Genomic DNA, 17,776 nt, shown 5'->3' with positions numbered 1-17,776 from the left:
TGCTTTGAAAAAACGATTTATGCTTAAAACGCACTTTAAATATCTTGCTTTATTATTGGTCTTTTTAACCATCGGTTGCGCCAAGCGCGGATCAATAACCGGCGGCGATAAAGACACTATTGCACCGGTTTTGAAATCGAGTTTACCGAAGAATTTTTCCACCAATTTTAACGGGAAGCAAATCAAATTGGTTTTCGACGAATATGTCAAGTTGAAAAACGCCAATAAACAGCTGATTATTTCGCCACCTATGAAAAGTCAGCCGGAGATTTTACCTTACACAGCCAGTAAAACAATAACGATTAACATCAAAGACACTTTACAACCGAACACAACTTACAGCTTTAATTTCGGTCAAAGTATAGAAGACAATAACGAATCCAATCCGTATTCCCAATTCAAATACATTTTTTCAACCGGTCCTTATATTGATTCATTGCAGTTGAAAGTAAAAGTCAAAGACGCTTTGGAGCTGAAAACCGACAATTTTGTTTCGGTGATGTTGTACGAGGTTAATGAAAAGTTCAACGATTCCACCATTTACAAAGAAACGCCGCGCTATGTAACCAATACGTTAGACAGTTTAGAAATGGTGACTTTGGAAAATATCAAAGCCGGAAAATACTTGTTGATTGCCTTAAAAGACAACGGCAATAACAAATTTGACCCGAAATCAGATAAAATAGGGTTTCAAAAACGACACATTACTATTCCGAATGATACGCTTTTTGAAGTAGAATTGTTCAAAGAAAATTTGCCGTTTAAAGCCCTAAAGCCAACTCAGGTAACCAATAAGAAATGGGTTATGGGTTATGAAGGCAAAGCCAAAGGAGCAAAAGTAACGGTTAAAAACGGTAACGAGATTCTTCCGACTGTGGTTACGCAAATGCCCAAAAAAGATTCACTTCAGATTTGGATGAAACCGGTTAAGGCGGATTCACTTCAAGTACTTGTTGAAAAAGATAATTTTAAAGCCGATTTCTACGTCAAAGGAAAAAGCTCCAAAACCGATTCGTTACAAGTTAATGCTGTATTTACGAGTAATTTACCCATGCGCGAGCGTTATGCCTTGAACAGTAGTACACCTTTGGTAAAATTCGACAAAACCAAAATCAGCATCAAAAACAAAGATTCTTTGTCCGTAGATTTTACTACTGAATACGACGATTTCCAACAAAAATTATATCTCGATTTCAAAAAAGAACCTTTGGAAAGCTATAAAATACAACTGATGCCGGGTGCAATGGTTGATTTTTATGATACTGTCAATGATACGCTCAATTTTAAGGCTACGACTAAAAACTTATCTGACTACGGGAATTTGAGGTTGCTTTTGGAAAATGTCAAACGATTTCCAATTATCATTGAGTTAACAGATAAAGACGGAAAAGTAAAATACACCGAATACTCCGAAGGCAACAACACCATCAATTTTGACGCTATTGAACCGGCCAAATACGTGCTGCGAATCATTTATGACGACAACAAAAACAAGGTTTGGGATACCGGTAGTTTTATCGAAAAGCGCCAAACCGAAGAAGTCATTTATTTCCCCAAAGAAATTGATGTTCGTGCCAACTGGGATGTGGAACAGCCGTTTAACCTGAAATAGCTGCTGTTTACAAAAGCCTAAACTGATCTTTGTCCTCCAGAAAAGCCAATTTACTTCTTGTTTCGAGTAGTTTTTCCTTGTCTAATTCGACTATAAAAACACCGTCGGTTTCTTGTGGTTCCAAGAGATAATTCCCCAGAAAGTCAACGGCTTGGGAATGACCAACGTATTCCAACTCATTTTCGTCCATTCCAATTCGGTTTACGCCTATGGCATAACTCATGTTTTCCACAGCTCGGGCTTTGAGTAAAATATCCCAAGCATTGATGCGCGGTTTCGGCCAATTGGCAACATAAAGCAACACATCGTAACCTTCTACATTTCGTGCATACACCGGAAAGCGCAAGTCGTAGCAAATGAGCGGACAAATTCGGAATCCTTTGTATTCTATAATCAATTTTTCTTTCCCGGCAGTATAAACTTTGTCCTCTCCGGCTAAGGTAAACAAATGCCTTTTGTCGTAAATTTTAAGTTCCCCGTTCGGGTACACAAAAACCAAACGATTGTAATACTTTCCGTTTTCTTCAATGACCAAACTCCCGGTAATGGCGCAGTCTTTGGCTTTCGCTAAGTGTTGCAGCCAAGCTATGGTTTCGCCGGTCATTGTTTCCGCCACGGCTTTCGGATTCATGGTAAAGCCGGAGGCAAACATTTCGGGCAACACTATCAAATCAACCTCTTCCATAAAGCCCGTGATTTTTTGGGCCAAATGACTGCGGTTTTCTATTGGGTTTTCCCAAATGAGGTTGGTTTGGACTAGAGCGATTTTCATGGTTTTAGTTTTAAAATCCTACCAGCGTTAAAACGCTGGTAGGGTTAATCTATTTGATGGTGATTTCGTCAATAAAGATAAAAGCGTCGCCATTGTAGGGATAGCCTAAATGCCATTCGGGCAGTTTGCCGTAATTGTAGGCTTTCACTTTTACGTATCGAGCATTAGTTGCTTTTGGTAAGGTGATGCCGAAATCCTTGATTTGATTGTCATCGGTTTTCGGGTCTATGTCGTTGTCAACAGTCGCCACTAAAGTAAAGTTGGTATTGTCTGAGGAAACGTAGTATTCCACTTTGGTCGGCATCAAAATCCAAGAACGTTGGTCTTGTAAAAAGGTACTGTGAAAATCACTTACTTTTTGTTCTTTTTGCAAATCGATAACGGCCTCAAAATCCTGCGTTTGGTAGCCTTGCCAATCGCCTTTGCGCCAGTTGGTAGTACCATTAATACCATCGAGTAAGCCTTCCGGACCGCCGGCATGGTATTGCGGATTGTAAGTCGATTTTAAATCGATAGTATAATTGTTGGGTTTTTTGAAGAAATTACCCGAAATAACTTGGCTTCTAAAAGGCACCTTGTCAATCATTTCAGCAAATCTTACTTCTACGGTAGCCGTTTCTTTCAGGGTAAGTTTTTCTCCTTGGTATTGTTTAAAAGGCACTCCTTTTTCATTGTTGTAAACAATTCTATAGGAATAACTACCCAAATGATCCGGATGCGGATGATCAAAGTCGATGGCTAAAGAATCTTTAAACGACTTGCTTTTCGCTAAAATAATAGGAACGGGTACAATACTCGGACTGCTTAATGGTTTAATCCAATTAGATTTTGTTTGAGTAATTCCGAGCCTTGATTTGTTTGAAGTCTCTGTAAGCATTTCTGATGTTCCGTCTTCAAAATTGATTTTCACATTGTTGAAAAGAGGTTTGGCTTCATCCCATTTGGGCATTCCCGGCGTAACTGAATACATTCCCATGGAACTCAACACATACCAAGCGCTCATTTGTCCGCAATCTTCATTGCCAATCAAGCCGTCGGGTGTATTTTTATAGAATTCGTTTAAGATGTAATGTACTTTTTCTTTAGTTTTTTCAGGTTTCCCGATGTAATTGTACAAATACGCCATATGGTGACTCGGCTCATTCCCGTGCGCATATTGACCAATTAATCCGGTGACATCCACTTGTTCTCGACCGGTAGTTTTGCTTTCACTGTTGAACATTTCGTCGAGTTTTTTTTCAAAAGCCAGATTTCCGCCATACGCTTCTATCATACCCGGAATATCTTGAGGCACAAAAAAGGAATACTGCCAACTGTTGCCTTCGGTGAAATTGTTATTGATTTCCCTCGGGTCGAAAGGTTTGTCCCAGCCGCCGTTTTTCTTCGGACGCATAAAACCTGTCGTCCAATCGAAGACATTCTTCCAGCTTTGTGAACGTTTCATGAAGTAATCGTAGTCGTCTTTTTTGTTCAATATCTTAGCCATTTGGGCGATACACCAATCGTCGTAAGCATACTCCAAGGTTTTGGAAACACTTTCGTGTTCGTCATCCATCGAGATAAAGCCTTGTCTCTTGTATGCGTCTAAACCTAAATGGTCTAACATGGCAGAATGTTTCGCCGCCTGAAACGCCAATTCGTAATCGAAACCTTTGATGCCTTTGGCCATAGCGTCTGCCATCACGGAAACAGAATGATAGCCAATCATGCAATCGGTTTCATTGGAAGCCAATTCCCAAACGGGTAATCTTCCGCCTTGTTCGTATTGTTTTAAAAAGGTATTGATAAAATCTACCGTGCGTTTCTTTTCGATTAATGTGTATAACGGATGTGCGCCTCGGAAGGTATCCCAAAGCGAGAAGACCGAGTAATAATCAAATCCTTCGGCTTTATGGATTTTATTATCCCTGCCGCGGTATTTGCCGTCGATGTCTTGAGCAATATTCGGTTGGACCATGGTATGATATAAAGCCGTGTAGAAAATGCTCAGTTTGTCTTTATTCGTTTCGGTGATTTGGATTTTAGCCAATTGTTGGTCCCAAAGTTTTTCGGCGTCTTCTTTCACCTTGTTAAAATTCCAACCCGGGATTTCGCTCATATTCAATTTGGCGCCTTCGTAACCTGTTGGTGACAAAGCGACTTTCACCCAAATTTTATCGCCTTTGCTGACTTTTTTGGAAAAACTCAACGCTAATTGTGTACCTGAAAACACTTTGTCGGTTGCTGAAGCTTGTGCCGCACTATTGCTTCTGATTTTGTTGATTTGCATCGGTTGGCTGAATTCAATGCGGGCAAAAACATATTGGTCTTTCGCCCAAGCCTCGCTTCTTCGCAGGATTTCGATGGTTTTAGCGTTCACAATGCGCACTTCACCTTGCAACAATTTATCGCGGTGGTTTAAGTCTAAGATGATATTGGCATTTCCCGAGGAATTGAACGTATATTGATGAAAACCAACACGAGTCGATGCCGTCAAAGCCACATCGATATTGTGTTTGTCGAGTTTCACGGAATAGAATCCGGCACTGGCTTTTTCGTTAGCATGAGCGAAAGTGGAACTGTAATCTTTTGGACTCAACATCGGTTCGCCCATCGTTGGCATTAGCATGATGTCGCCGTAATCGCTACAGCCGGTGCCGTTGAGGTGCGTGTGTGAAAAGCCATAAATGATGGTATCATCGTAATGATAACCGGAACAACCGTCCCAACTGCCGTCAATTCTTGTATCAGGTGATAATTGTACCATTCCGAAAGGCACAGTGGCACCGGGATAAGTATGGCCATGACCGCCGGTGCCAATCATTGGGTTAACGTGTTGGTGTAAATTTTGTCCTAAAACGGAGAGTGAAAACAATAAAAATAAGCTTGAGAATCGAAGTGCCATAGTATGTTTGTTGGTAATATCAAAGATAGCAAATGCTTTTGTTAAAATTTGAGTTCGATGAAAACCGGCAAATGGTCGGAAGGGTATTTCAAGTCTTTTGAATCGCTCAAAATGGCATATTTCTCTACGCTAAACGAATTGTTTTTTGATAGAAAAATGTAATCGATGCGTTTGGTTACGGCTTCTTGGTGGCGGAAGCCATTAAAAGTACCGGTTGGCCCGAATGGTTTGGTTTTGGAAATATCCTGACTGTCGTTCATTTCCTTTTTCAGGTTGATGATGCGGTCTTCGTTAGGTTCGGTATTGAAATCGCCCATGAAAAACACCGGATAGTTTTTAGTATTCAATGCTTTGATTTTTGACAGAATCAAAAGAATGGAATTGGTTCTTGCTAATTCGCCCATGTGATCTAAATGTGTATTGAAAACCCAGAACGTTTGCTTGGTTTTACGGTCTTTGAACAATCCGTAAGTGCAAACCCGATTGAGTGCGGCGTCCCAACCTTTGGAGATTTTATCGGGAGTTTCCGATAGCCAAAAAGTGTTTTCTTGCAGTATTTGGAAGCGGTCTTTTTGGTAAAAGATGTTGGACGATTCGCCTTTGCCTTCTCCGTCACGACCAATACCGATGTAGTTATAGTTAGGCAATAAAGTTTGTATATCGGTTACTTGGTGTGGTAAAGCTTCTTGTATGCCGAAGATGTCCGGTTCGTAAAAAGACACTTGTGAAGCCCAATACGCTTTGCGATTTGGCCAAGCATTTTCGCCGTCGGAAGCTACGTCGAGGCGAATATTGTAGGTCATTAAACTTAGTTTTTGTGCTGAAACAGTAGTAAACAGTGAAGTCAGCAACAGTAAGTAGGTGAAATACGTTTTCATGAGTGTAGTTGTATGACTCAAATATACGTCTTTTTTAGCAGGGTTTGCGTGAGCGATTGGAGCAAGTACCGTGTACTGCGGAAAGCGCGGCCTGTAAGGACACGCCATAAAAAAACGCATCCAAATCAATGAATGCGTTTTGCCCTTCGACTACGCTTAGGGTGATAATTTTGATTTGAATTACTTCAAACTGGCTTTTAAGTACTCGCGGTTCATGCGGGCGATGTTTTCTAAGGAAATACCTTTAGGACATTCTACTTCACAAGCACCGGTGTTGGTACAGTTTCCGAATCCTTCTTCGTCCATTTGGCGTACCATGTTTAATACTCTTTGCGTAGCTTCTACTTTCCCTTGCGGTAACAAAGCGTATTGTGATACTTTGGCACCTACGAATAGCATAGCTGAACCGTTTTTACAAGTGGCCACACAAGCACCGCAACCGATACAAGCAGCGGCTTCAAAAGCGCGGTCTGCATCGTGTTTGGGTACCGGAATTGCGTTGGCATCGATGGTTCTACCCGAAGTGTTTACGGATACGAAACCTCCGGCTTGTTGGATTCTGTCGAACGCACTGCGGTCTACTACTAAATCTTTAACTACCGGGAAAGCTTTACTTCTCCAAGGCTCGATGTAAATGGTATCGCCGTCGTTGAATTTACGCATGTGTAACTGACAAGTGGTTGTTCCTGTATCCGGACCGTGAGCACGACCGTTGATGTACAAAGAACACATCCCGCAGATTCCTTCGCGACAATCGTGGTCGAAAGCTACCGGTTCTTTTTTCTCGTTGATTAATTGCTCGTTCAATTGGTCTAACATTTCCAAAAATGAACTGGCAGTAGAAACATTATCTAATTTATAAGTTTCTATTTGACCTTTGGCTTTAGCGTTTTTTTGACGCCAAATTTTAAGGGTTATATTGATGTTTTTTGCTGCAGACATAATGTAATTATTTGTAGTTTCTAGCGGCTATTTTAATAAACTCGTATTTCAATTCTTCTTTGTGAAGCATTTCTTTGCTGATGTCGTAGCCCATGTATTCCCAAGCGCTTACAAAAGCAAAGTTGTCGTCGTCACGAAGCGTTTCTCCTTCGGCATCTTGGTATTCTTCACGGAAGTGACCGCCACAAGATTCATTTCGTTGTAAAGCGTCCATAGCCATTAGTTGCCCTAAATCCATGAAGTCGGCCACGCGAAGGGCTTTTTCCAATTCAGGGTTTAACTCGTCGGCACTACCCGGAACGTAAACGTCTTTGTAGAATTCGTCTTTTAAAGCGGCGATTTCTGTAATGGCTTCTTTTAAGCCTTTTTCGTTACGTGCCATACCTACTTTATTCCACATGATTAAACCTAAACGTTTGTGGAAATGATCTACCGATTTGGTTCCGTTGTTGCCAATGAACTTGTTGATAGCCTCTTTAACGCTGTTTTCGGCCTCAATGAATTCATGAGAATCGGTTGAAATTTTTCCGGTTCTGATTTCATCCGCTAAGTAGTTAGAAACGGTGTACGGCAATACAAAGTAACCATCGGCTAATCCTTGCATTAAAGCAGAAGCCCCTAAGCGGTTAGCACCGTGATCCGAGAAGTTGGCTTCACCGGCCACGAAACAACCCGGAATAGTAGATTGTAAGTTATAATCTACCCAAACACCACCCATGGTGTAGTGAACGGCAGGGTAAATTTTCATCGGGGTTTCATATGGATTCTCATCGGTGATTTTTTCATACATCGCGAAAAGGTTTCCGTATTTTTCTTCCAACCATTTTTTACCCAATTGGGTCACTTCCTCAGCAGAAGGATTGTGGTTTCCTTGGGCATAGGCCGCTTGTCTACCTTTGTTTTGGATCTCGGTAGAGAAATCTAAGTAAACCCCTTCGTTGGTGTCGTTGGCTTCAATTCCGAAACCTTCGTCACAACGCTCTTTAGCCGCTCTTGAGGCTACGTCACGCGGCACTAAGTTACCAAAGGCAGGATATCTTCTTTCTAAGAAATAATCTCTGTCTTCTTCTTTTAATTGGGTTGGCTTTAATTTGCCTGCTCGGATGGCTTCGGCATCTTCTTTTTTCTTCGGTACCCAAATTCTACCTGAGTTACGCAACGATTCCGACATCAAAGTCAGTTTCGATTGGTTTACGCCGTGAACCGGAATACAAGTTGGGTGAATCTGTACAAAACAAGGGTTGGAAAATAAAGCACCTCTTTTGTGTACTTTCCAAGCAGCGGTTACGTTACTTCCCATAGCGTTAGTGGATAAGAAGTATACGTTTCCGTATCCTCCGGAAGCTATGATTACGGCATGAGCCGAATGTCTTTCTAATTCTCCGGTGATTAAATTACGAGCGATGATACCGCGGGCTTTTCCGTCCACTTTTACCAAGTCTAACATTTCGTGACGGTTGAACATTTGAACGCGTCCTAATCCGATTTGACGAGATAAAGCAGAATAAGCACCTAGCAACAATTGTTGTCCGGTTTGACCTGCCGCATAAAACGTACGTTGTACTTGTGTTCCGCCAAAAGAACGGTTATCTAACATTCCGCCGTATTCACGAGCAAAAGGAACACCTTGTGCTACACATTGGTCGATGATATTGGCTGAAACTTCTGCCAAGCGGTGAACGTTTGCTTCACGAGCCCTGTAATCTCCACCTTTGATGGTATCGTAGAATAAACGGTAAGTACTGTCGCCGTCATTTTGATAGTTTTTCGCAGCGTTAATTCCTCCTTGAGCAGCAATCGAGTGTGCTCTTCTTGGAGAATCCTGGAAACAAAATGCCTTTACGTTGTATCCCATTTCTCCTAAAGAAGCGGCAGCAGAAGCACCGGCTAATCCGGTTCCTACTACAATAACATCAATTTTAGGGCGGTTATTCGGGGCGACTAATTTTAAGTGATTTTTATGGTTGGTCCATTTTTCAGCTATTGGACCTTCTGGTATTTTAGAATCTAACTTCATGATGTATACTGATGTTGATTATTTTAGAAAAAAGTGAATGTAAACCGGAATAGCCGCAAACAATAGTGGTACTACGATGGCAAATGCTTTTCCAAAGCCTTTGATGGCAGGCATGTATTTAGGATTGTTCAAGCCAAGTGATTGAAATGCACTTTGAAAGCCGTGCAATAGGTGGAATGCCAACACAAACATCGCTAAAACATAAGCAATGGTAGCGATTAAGCCGAATTTCGGGTCTTTGAAAAAGGCTACTGTGATTTTGTGTAAATCTTTGTATCCTTCACCCATTTTAACATTGGCTTGTTTGTTGTAGAACTCCGTTCTGTTTCTGATTTCTAATCCGGTTTGCGCTAATTGAGCTGAATCCGCCGGGAAGAATTTACCAGTGTCAGTAGTTACATAATAGTCCATTTTTTGTCCCATTTGCTCTACAGTGATGGTTTGTAAAGGCATTTTCTCATCGAAATGCATCTTCGCCCAAAAGTTCACCATGTGTGTTACGATAAATACCAAAATCAAAGTTCCTAAAACTGCCATGTTTCTGGATGAGAAACTACTGTTTTTAGAAGGGTTGTTTTTGGCATAGCCTATCGGACGGGCTTTAGCGTTTTGATAGGTTAATAAAAAACCGTCTACCGCATGGAAAAGAATAGAAATGTAAGTTAGGTAAGAAAGAATTTTTACTGCCGGATTAGTGGTCATGAACAACGCATACTTGTTAAATGCTGATGCATCGCTAAAAATTAATTGAAGATTTCCTGCTAGGTGACCCGCTAAAAACAAGCATAAAAATAAACCTGTAAGAGCCATCCAGTATTTTTTTGCAATGGACGACTTTAAAAGTGCAGATTTTGCCATAATGTTGTGTATAATTGTTTAAAAAATTCACACAAAAATAAGGCTATTTGCATATAACTACAACCTTTTCGCTGTAATTTATAATGAATTTAAAGTGAGTTTAACAGTTGTTGATTTTCAACCGTTTAAAAGGCTTTTTAAGGTTCGAAAACTTAAACAAAACTAGCGTACATAGCTCGGAATTAGGCCTCGTAAGCCCATATCTACCACATTTTCCCCAATGGAAGGCTCAAATTTGCCGTCGGCGTTAATTTCGTGCCATTCAAAACTATTGTTTACAGAAAGCGACAAGGTTACAATTACATCTTGGGTTTCGTTGCCGCTAATTACTAAGTTGTTGGCAAATTTTCCGGTCACCACGCAAGTATTTAAATTTCTCGGAATAGGTGACGTGGCTTCTATCGGATTCGGAACAGTAGTTGAACCCGCCGGAGCTTGTCCGGAAGCCGAATAAGGCTGATTGTTCAAAGCAAAAGCCCAATAACCTTGTGATTTATTAGCATTAACCGGGAAAATATTATTGCCGATATTGAACTCGGTGATGTAAGTGTTGAACCCAACAAAACTGGCCAAAGTTCCGGCGTAATCTACATTTTGATGCCGAATGTTAATCTGATAATTCTGATAAGACAAAGACACTCTAAGCCATTCATAGTTACCGGCCGCAACATCTCGTAATGGGATTTTTAAAAATACTTCATCTTCGCCCACAATTTTAGAGCGACTGAAATCGATAGCCGAAGCACCGCCGATATTGGTTTCGGGTGCATGGTAAATGATGGTTCCGGTGCCTAATTGGGTGTTGGCATTCGAAGCCAATTCTATGTAATGGGATGAAATGGCGTTGAAAATCGGAGATTGAGCGGCATTTCCGGGCGCAACAACCGATGGCTGCCCTAAATTATTCAAACGAACCTGATTTTCGTCAAATTTGAATTTGATGATCAACATCGGTTCTTCGGTAGTATCGCTACTACACGAGGAGAACGGTAGTCCGGCGATTAGGAAGAGTAAAATAACAATTACTTTGTTCATGATTTTTTGATTTTTTTCCGCTTCGCTCCAAACAAGTCGGAATAGCCTCGGACGATTTTGATTGATGATGTTAAGACGATGTTAATGTGTTTTTGTTACATCTTCATCTATAACGAGAATATAGTCGGCTTTATTGTGTTCTTCTGCCGGAATTTTTTCTAAATCACTTTGTTCGATAGTTGCAATGGTTAAAATTTGAACTTCCGGAGCATATTTTTTCAAATACCAACAAATGCCTTCAAAGTTATCAGTATGATAAGTGCCATTGTAATGGATGAAAATCGAATTTTCTTTTAGATTCTTTTGTATAAAATAAGCCATAGTAGCGTCTTTACTGGCTTGGGCTTTCGGCATATTCGGACTCGCATGATCGCCCATCATTTTCATCATGTTCACATAACCCGGTAAGTTTTCATCGTAGGGCATCGGCAAAGGCGCCATCCAAGATTTCTCTTCATCAGTTAAGGTTTCCAGGACTTCAAATCCTTTTTTAGACACCATTGATGCGAATCTTCTGGGAATATTCGTAGCGATAAAAGATAGCTTTTTTTCTTTGGCAAAATCTACCAAAGGTTTGTAATCCGTTTTATAGTTGGGCCAAAGACGTGCTGTGGTGTCCAATTGTTTTTGGTTAATTTCACCTTTCAGATATTGATCTAATTGCTTTTGGTTGTCGGCTTCTATCATTTCGGCGCCTAACACCAAAGGCTTTTTCTTGGCCAAATCTTTGGTCAATTCCAATTGCAACCAATGTACTACGGAATTGTTATGGTATTCCCCAAACAAAACTACTTGTGCTTTTTCGGCAGCTTTTATTAGTTTGCCGTAATCTGCTTTTTTCCCTTTTTTATCAAAAAGTTGGTAAGCTTTTTTGTCTTGAGCTACCGAAGTTAGGCCACAAATGACAGCTATCAATAACACTAATTTTCTCATCGGGTGATTTTTGTTTAAAAATATTCATTAATCTCAGAATAAAAAAACCTAAGCTAAAAAGAATATTTTTGTAGTTCATTTTATTTATGAAAACTCAAAAAGATCATACGGCTTTTTTAGCGTATTTGCGTCAGTTTGCAGGTGACAATATCCTGCAATCAGAGCCTGAATTGGATGAAATTGTCGATAGATTTTCGGTAGTAACTTTAAAAAAGAACCAACTTTTAGTGGCTGAAAACCAGGTTTGTCCCTATTTTTGCTATGTGGAAAGCGGGATTTTACAACACGCCATTGTAGTCGAAGCCGAAGAGAAAACAACCTATTTGGCCTTGCGGAATTCGGTTACTTCATCGCTCAACAGTTTTCTTAATAAGATTCCGTCACGAAAAAACATCAAAGCTTTGGTCGATTGCCAACTTTGGGTAATCGATTTGGAAAACTTCAAGGATTTGTTGATGAATAACAAAGCGTTTCATCAATTTTATTACAATTTAATCGAAAGACAAATCATGTTGATTGATGATTATCGCATTGATTTACTTACGCTAACACCGGAAGAACGCTATAAAAAACTCCTCGCCACCGAACCCAAACTCTTGCAAGAAGTGCCACTTCACTATTTGGCTTCTTTCCTCGGAATTTCTACCCGCCACATGAGCCGCATTAGAAAAAATATCGGTTAACCAAAAATAACGCCATTTGGCTACTAATCGCTTTTGACTATTGTGTAATTTTGATGAAAATCAATTTTCAAATTTTCAAATCAATTAATTTTCAAATCAGATTATGAAATACCATCAAATAGACCGCGCTTTGTTTGTCAAAAACAGAGCCAAATTCACCGCACAAATGAAACCCAACAGTGTAGCGGTTTTTAATTCTAACGATATTTATCCGGTTTCGGCCGACAGTACTTTGCCTTTTGCACAACACCGCGATATTTTTTACTTATCGGGCGTTGACCAAGAAGAAAGTGTTTTATTGCTTTTTCCCGATGCGCCATTCGAGCACTTGAAAGAAGTGTTGTTTTTGCGCGAAACCAACGAACACATAGCGATTTGGGAAGGCGAGAAGCTAACCAAAGAAAGAGCGTTCGAAGTTTCGGGGATTAAAACCGTGATATGGTTACAGGATTTCCACAAAACTCTGAAAGAAGTGATGGCCTATGCCGAAACGATGTATATCAATACTAACGAGCATTACCGTGCCGTTATTGAAACTGAAACCCGAGAAGCACGTTTTGTGAAATGGTGGAAAGAAAATTATCCGGCGCACAAAGTAGAGAAATCGAATCCGATTTTGCAACGTTTGCGTTCTGTAAAAGAAAGCGAAGAATTGGATTTGATTCAGAAAGCTTGTGACATCACCGAAAAAGGATTCCGCAGGGTTTTGAATTTTGTGAAACCGAATGTAATGGAATATGAAGTGGAAGCTGAATTTGCTCATGAATTCTTGAGAAATCGCTCTAAAGGTTTTGCTTACACGCCTATCATCGCATCAGGAAATAATGCCAATGTGTTGCATTATATCGAAAACAACCAACAATGCAAGGCCGGCGATTTATTGCTGTTAGACGTTGGTGCCGAATACGCGAATTACTCTAGCGATATGACGAGAACGATTCCGGTTTCGGGTAAATTCACCGACCGACAAAAAGCGGTTTACAACGCGGTTTTACGTGTGAAAGACGAAGCCACCAAAATGTTGGTTCCCGGCAATTATTGGAAACAATACCATGTAGAAGTTGGTAAAATCATGACTTCCGAATTGTTAGGTTTAGGCCTAATTGACAAAGCCGATGTACAAAACGAAAATCCCGATTGGCCGGCGTATAAAAAATACTTCATGCACGGAACGTCACACCACATGGGCTTGGACACTCACGATTACGGTTTGTTATACGAACCAATGCAAGCCAATATGGTGTTCACGGTTGAACCCGGCATTTACATTCCGGCAGAAGGTTTCGGAATTCGTATAGAAGACGATGTAGTGATTCAAGAAAAAGGAGAGCCTTTTAACTTAATGAGAAATATCCCGATTACCGTGGAAGAAATCGAGAGTTTGATGAATGCCTAATTGAGGGGAAAGGGAAAAGAAATAAGGGAAAAGACGGCTCGCAGTTGCGGGTCGTTTTTGTTTACCATATAAGTCATATAAGATTATTTAAGTTTTCTCATATGAAACTTCTATGTCTTATATGGTTAAAAAACTATTTTTGTAACGATGAAAACCATTACATACAAAAACACCAAAATCTCTTTCACCGACCAAGGTAAAGGCACGGCAGTAGTGTTATTGCACGGTTTTTTGGAAAACCAAACCATGTGGAATGCCTTTGTGCCCGAACTTTCTAAAAAGCACCGCGTGATTACCGTTGATTTACTCGGTCATGGACAAACGGAATGTTTGGGTTATGTCCACGCCATGGAAGACCAAGCGGATATGCTGTATGCTTTGTTGTTGCATTTAAAAATTCGCAAAGTGGTTTTGGTTGGCCATTCAATGGGCGGTTATGTGGCTTTGGCTTTCGCCGAATTGTATCCAGATTATATGAAAGGATTGTTTTTGTTGAACTCGACATCCAGAGCCGACAGCGATGAACGAAAAGCAAACCGAGATCGGGCGATTGCTGCGGTGAAGCAAAATTACACGGCTTTTGTCCGCATGTCGATAGCCAATTTGTTTGCAGAAGAAAACCGCGAACGTTTGGCTGATGTTATCGAAAAGGTAAAAGAACAAGCCTTGAAAACACCGTTGCAAGGTATAGTCGCGGCTTTAGAAGGCATGAAAATACGCAAAGACCGCGAAGTGATTCTGCATTTTGCACCTTATCCGATGCAGTTGGTTTTGGGTAAAAAAGACGGCGTGCTTTTATACGAAGACAACATCGATCAGATTGAAGAGACAAGAGTTGAGCTTACCACTTTTCCCGACGGTCACATGAGCCACATTGAGAACGAGGCGGCATTAATGAAAGTGATGCTTGGATTTTTAAAGAAAGTGTAAATTTTCTTAGTAATCTTATCCATTAAAAGTTAATTCACTTTTTCCTCAAATGCAATGTCTTGATTAAAAATGGTTTGCAATATAATTACTATTTCTTCCAAATAAGCGTCCATTATTTCGGTATTTATAACCGTATTGGCTTCCTTTTCCGGTTTGAAAGTAAACGGTAAAAAGCCTGCATTCAGGTTTTTGAAGGAAATGATTCCGGCTTCCATTTCCAGGCCTTTGGTTTCTTGTTCAAACATGAAGGCATAAGCCAAAATTTGGATGATTTTATCGTTTTTGATGTCTTCGGTTAAGCCTTTCCAGTCTTTTAAAGTGACATTTTTTTGTTCGACTTTCCCCGTTTTGTAATCGATGATTCGGATTTTGCCGTTGCGCAGTTCAATACGGTCTACATTTCCTTTAATCAACACCGGAACCGGCAAACGATAGTCTTCTAAAAGGCGTTCATAGGTTTGTTCTAAGGCGATGATTTGCACTTGATCACCAACTTCCAAAGCTTCTTTTTCCAGTTTCAAAAAATTGAATACATTTCGTTTGGCCACTTCAAACGCCAAGAGGTTTCGGCCTTTTTTGATTTCGCCTTCTTTGTATACTTCTTTAAACTGACGCAACACTTCCGCATCGATTTTTTGAAAACAACTTTCAATATCGGCTGTGGTTAAGAGTCGCCCGATAAATGGTTTGTACAATGCTTCTAAAGTGCCGTGAATGATTGTTCCTAAAGTATTCACCGCAATATTTTCCTCTACTTCGTCGGTTTCGGATATGCGCAAAACCCTTTGCAGATAGAACTGTATCGGATTACGGATGTATGTGGTTAAAGAAGAAGGTGAAAAGCCATTGGTTGCAATTTCTTGTAAACGAGTTATGACATTATCGGTTTTCGGCACCACCATCGGTTGGTAAGCGATTGTCGGCACATCAGGATTGAAATACTGAAAAGTCAGGTTGTGATTCGGTTGTTTTTCGACTTCCAATTGCGTAATGAATCGACTTTTTTCACCGGCGTCAAATCCTTCGCTATCGGCGTTGTACAACAAGTAGATGTTTTTGGCGCGTTGCAACAAATGATAGAAATGGTAAGTATAAATGGCGTCTTTTTCTTTGTAAGTCGGCAAACCGTATTCTCTTTTAACATCATAAGGAATAAACGAATTGGTGCTTTTTCCGGCCGGAAATTTTCCTTCATTAACCGAGGTAATAATCACGGTTTCAAAATCGAGCACACGGCTTTCCAGTACACCCATAATTTGTAAACCACTCAGCGGTTCGCCTTCAAAGGAAACCTCGGCCACATCGATGACTTGTTTATAAATGGCTTGCAGCGTTTTAATGTCGTCGATGTTTGGATGGTTTTCGAAATAGGTAATCATCTTATTGATGACTTTGAACACCGAGTACACAAAGGCGTTGGTGATTTTTTCTTCTTCGTTGTCGTAGCTTAAATGGGCTTTGATTTGGACTAATATCTGAGATAAATTCTTCAATACTGTTACAGAAGGTGTATTCCATTTTCGGAACAACATCTCAAAAAGCACATTGGGTTCGGCTTGTAATTCTGTTAGTTTTTTATGCGTGATGAAGGTGTAATTGTTTTTGTTGATTTTGTTCACCAGTGCATTGGCGTTCGCATAGGGTTCAATGAGCGGATGCGTTAAAATATCGAGCACATCTTTGTAATACATCACATAACTCTCGCTGTTACGAGATAGGGCATTGGAATGTAGTTTGAACAATTTGGCTATTAACAGTTGTGCCGGATTGTTTTTGCTTGAAAAACCCATGGTGATGTTGAGTGCAGTCACCGACTCCGGTAATGCGTGTAACACAGGCAAAAGCAGGTTTTCTTCGCCAAGAACGACCGCTACATTTTGAAGATTAGCATTGTTTTCGACAGCATATTTTTCGATAATGCTACCCGTAATTTTAGCTTGACCAATAGATTTTGAGGTCGCAATAACCTGAATGTTTTTGGCTTCGGTAAAATCGTTGACAATCCATTCGTACGGATGGGTTTTATAGTGAATCCACTCCGATTTGAATTTTCTTTGAAACAAACCTGCGTCGTGAAAAGTATCGTGCAGCAAGGTTTCGTCTATGTCCCAATATATTTTGGCGGTTTCTAAGGCCAAGAGATGTTGTATGATTTTTTCTTCGGCTTGATTCAGGGCATTGAAACCCGCAAAGAGGAACTGCTTGTTGTTATTTTCTGAAAAGTGATTTAAATTTTGAACCGCTTCACGGTAAATTAAGCCTTGATAACCCACGCCTTTATCCAGTAAATAGGCATATAATGCATGATAATATTCCGGTAGTTTTTTCCAGAATAAAAGGTAATTGTCGATCAGGTCAGTTCGTTTTTCAACAGAAACGGCCCAATGTTCAATCTCCTTGATGTTTTCGAGGTATTTTAAAATCTTGTCGGGTTCGAGAAGGTAGCGATCAATTTCATTAAAGTCTTGCAACAAGGTTTTGGCCCAGTTGGCAAAGGATTCGAAAGATTCTTGTTGGTCTTTTTCTGTCTCCGAAAGGTAAACATTATAAAACTCGAAAAGCAGTTCAACACTGTCTATGGAACGTATTCCGGCTATGTCTTGGATAAAGTCTTCTATGCTGATGATGTTTGGCGCGAAGATGTTATCGGAAACCGATTTTTTTAATTCGGCTAACAAAAAGACTTTGGCTCTTTTGTTGGGTAAAATCACCACTAAGTCCAATAGTGTATTGGAATGGGATTTTAAAATTTCCTGAGCCAGTTTATGAAGAAAAGTTGGTTTTGACATAGTATAAAAATAAAAAAACGCCCCGAATTTCGGAGCGTTTTTCTGAG

The 17,776-nt window shown here is 40.3% G+C and carries 13 protein-coding genes; 4 read left to right on the top strand and 9 right to left on the bottom strand.

From position 1 onward, the window contains the following. Positions 1–19: 19 nt before the first annotated feature. Positions 20–1,612 (top strand): Ig-like domain-containing protein, encoded by a 1,593-nt coding sequence (locus Q0M21_RS01355; protein WP_295333638.1) that lies wholly within the window; start codon positions 20–22, stop codon positions 1,610–1,612. A 7-nt stretch (positions 1,613–1,619) separates the two neighbouring features. Here the strand turns inward: Q0M21_RS01355 and Q0M21_RS01350 are convergent, their stop codons facing one another. The 8 genes from Q0M21_RS01350 to Q0M21_RS01315 form a co-directional block, all read right to left on the bottom strand. Next, positions 1,620–2,384 (bottom strand): nitrilase family protein, encoded by a 765-nt coding sequence (locus tag Q0M21_RS01350; protein WP_295333636.1) that lies wholly within the window; start codon positions 2,382–2,384, stop codon positions 1,620–1,622. Between the two features lie 49 nt (positions 2,385–2,433). Continuing rightward, positions 2,434–5,268, bottom strand: a complete 2,835-nt coding sequence (locus tag Q0M21_RS01345) for a GH92 family glycosyl hydrolase (protein WP_295333634.1) — start codon at positions 5,266–5,268, stop codon at positions 2,434–2,436. Positions 5,269–5,309: 41 nt separating this feature from the next. After that, the gene (locus Q0M21_RS01340) at positions 5,310–6,146 is read right to left on the bottom strand and encodes an endonuclease/exonuclease/phosphatase family protein (protein WP_295333631.1); all 837 of its coding nucleotides are present in this window, start codon (positions 6,144–6,146) and stop codon (positions 5,310–5,312) included. Between the two features lie 180 nt (positions 6,147–6,326). Next, positions 6,327–7,088, bottom strand: coding sequence for a succinate dehydrogenase/fumarate reductase iron-sulfur subunit (locus tag Q0M21_RS01335; protein WP_290876353.1), 762 nt, complete (start codon positions 7,086–7,088; stop codon positions 6,327–6,329). 7 nt (positions 7,089–7,095) lie between these two features. Further along, on the bottom strand, positions 7,096–9,105 hold the full coding sequence (locus Q0M21_RS01330; RefSeq protein WP_295333626.1) for a fumarate reductase/succinate dehydrogenase flavoprotein subunit: 2,010 nt from the start codon (positions 9,103–9,105) through the stop codon (positions 7,096–7,098). Between the two features lie 18 nt (positions 9,106–9,123). Further along, a complete protein-coding gene (locus Q0M21_RS01325; RefSeq protein WP_295333623.1) occupies positions 9,124–9,963 on the bottom strand; it encodes a succinate dehydrogenase cytochrome b subunit in 840 nt (279 codons plus the stop codon). Positions 9,964–10,125: 162 nt separating this feature from the next. After that, on the bottom strand, positions 10,126–10,998 hold the full coding sequence (locus Q0M21_RS01320; RefSeq protein ID WP_295333622.1) for a hypothetical protein: 873 nt from the start codon (positions 10,996–10,998) through the stop codon (positions 10,126–10,128). Positions 10,999–11,079: 81 nt separating this feature from the next. After that, positions 11,080–11,931: a ChaN family lipoprotein gene (locus tag Q0M21_RS01315; RefSeq protein ID WP_295333620.1), complete on the bottom strand. Its 852-nt coding sequence runs from the start codon at positions 11,929–11,931 to the stop codon at positions 11,080–11,082. An 86-nt stretch (positions 11,932–12,017) separates the two neighbouring features. On the opposite strand from Q0M21_RS01315, the gene Q0M21_RS01310 reads away from it, so the two are divergent. From Q0M21_RS01310 to Q0M21_RS01300, 3 genes are all read left to right on the top strand, one after another. After that, positions 12,018–12,614 carry a Crp/Fnr family transcriptional regulator gene (locus tag Q0M21_RS01310; RefSeq protein WP_295333617.1) on the top strand — a complete coding sequence of 199 codons (597 nt, stop codon included), beginning with the start codon at positions 12,018–12,020 and terminating at the stop codon, positions 12,612–12,614. 103 nt (positions 12,615–12,717) lie between these two features. Continuing rightward, on the top strand, positions 12,718–14,010 hold the full coding sequence (locus tag Q0M21_RS01305; RefSeq protein ID WP_295333614.1) for an aminopeptidase P family protein: 1,293 nt from the start codon (positions 12,718–12,720) through the stop codon (positions 14,008–14,010). Between the two features lie 147 nt (positions 14,011–14,157). Then, positions 14,158–14,940, top strand: a complete 783-nt coding sequence (locus Q0M21_RS01300) for an alpha/beta fold hydrolase (RefSeq protein WP_295333612.1) — start codon at positions 14,158–14,160, stop codon at positions 14,938–14,940. A gap of 29 nt (positions 14,941–14,969) precedes the next feature. On the opposite strand, the gene Q0M21_RS01295 is transcribed toward Q0M21_RS01300, so the two are convergent. Beyond that, positions 14,970–17,729, bottom strand: a complete 2,760-nt coding sequence (locus Q0M21_RS01295; protein WP_295333610.1) for a PD-(D/E)XK nuclease family protein — start codon at positions 17,727–17,729, stop codon at positions 14,970–14,972. Positions 17,730–17,776: the final 47 nt, after the last annotated feature.

Source organism: Flavobacterium sp., assembly GCF_024710485.1.
In the GTDB taxonomy this organism is placed as follows: domain Bacteria; phylum Bacteroidota; class Bacteroidia; order Flavobacteriales; family Flavobacteriaceae; genus Flavobacterium.
The sequence above is the reverse complement of the archived record's forward strand: the minus strand, read 5'-3'. Positions and strand labels throughout refer to the sequence as shown.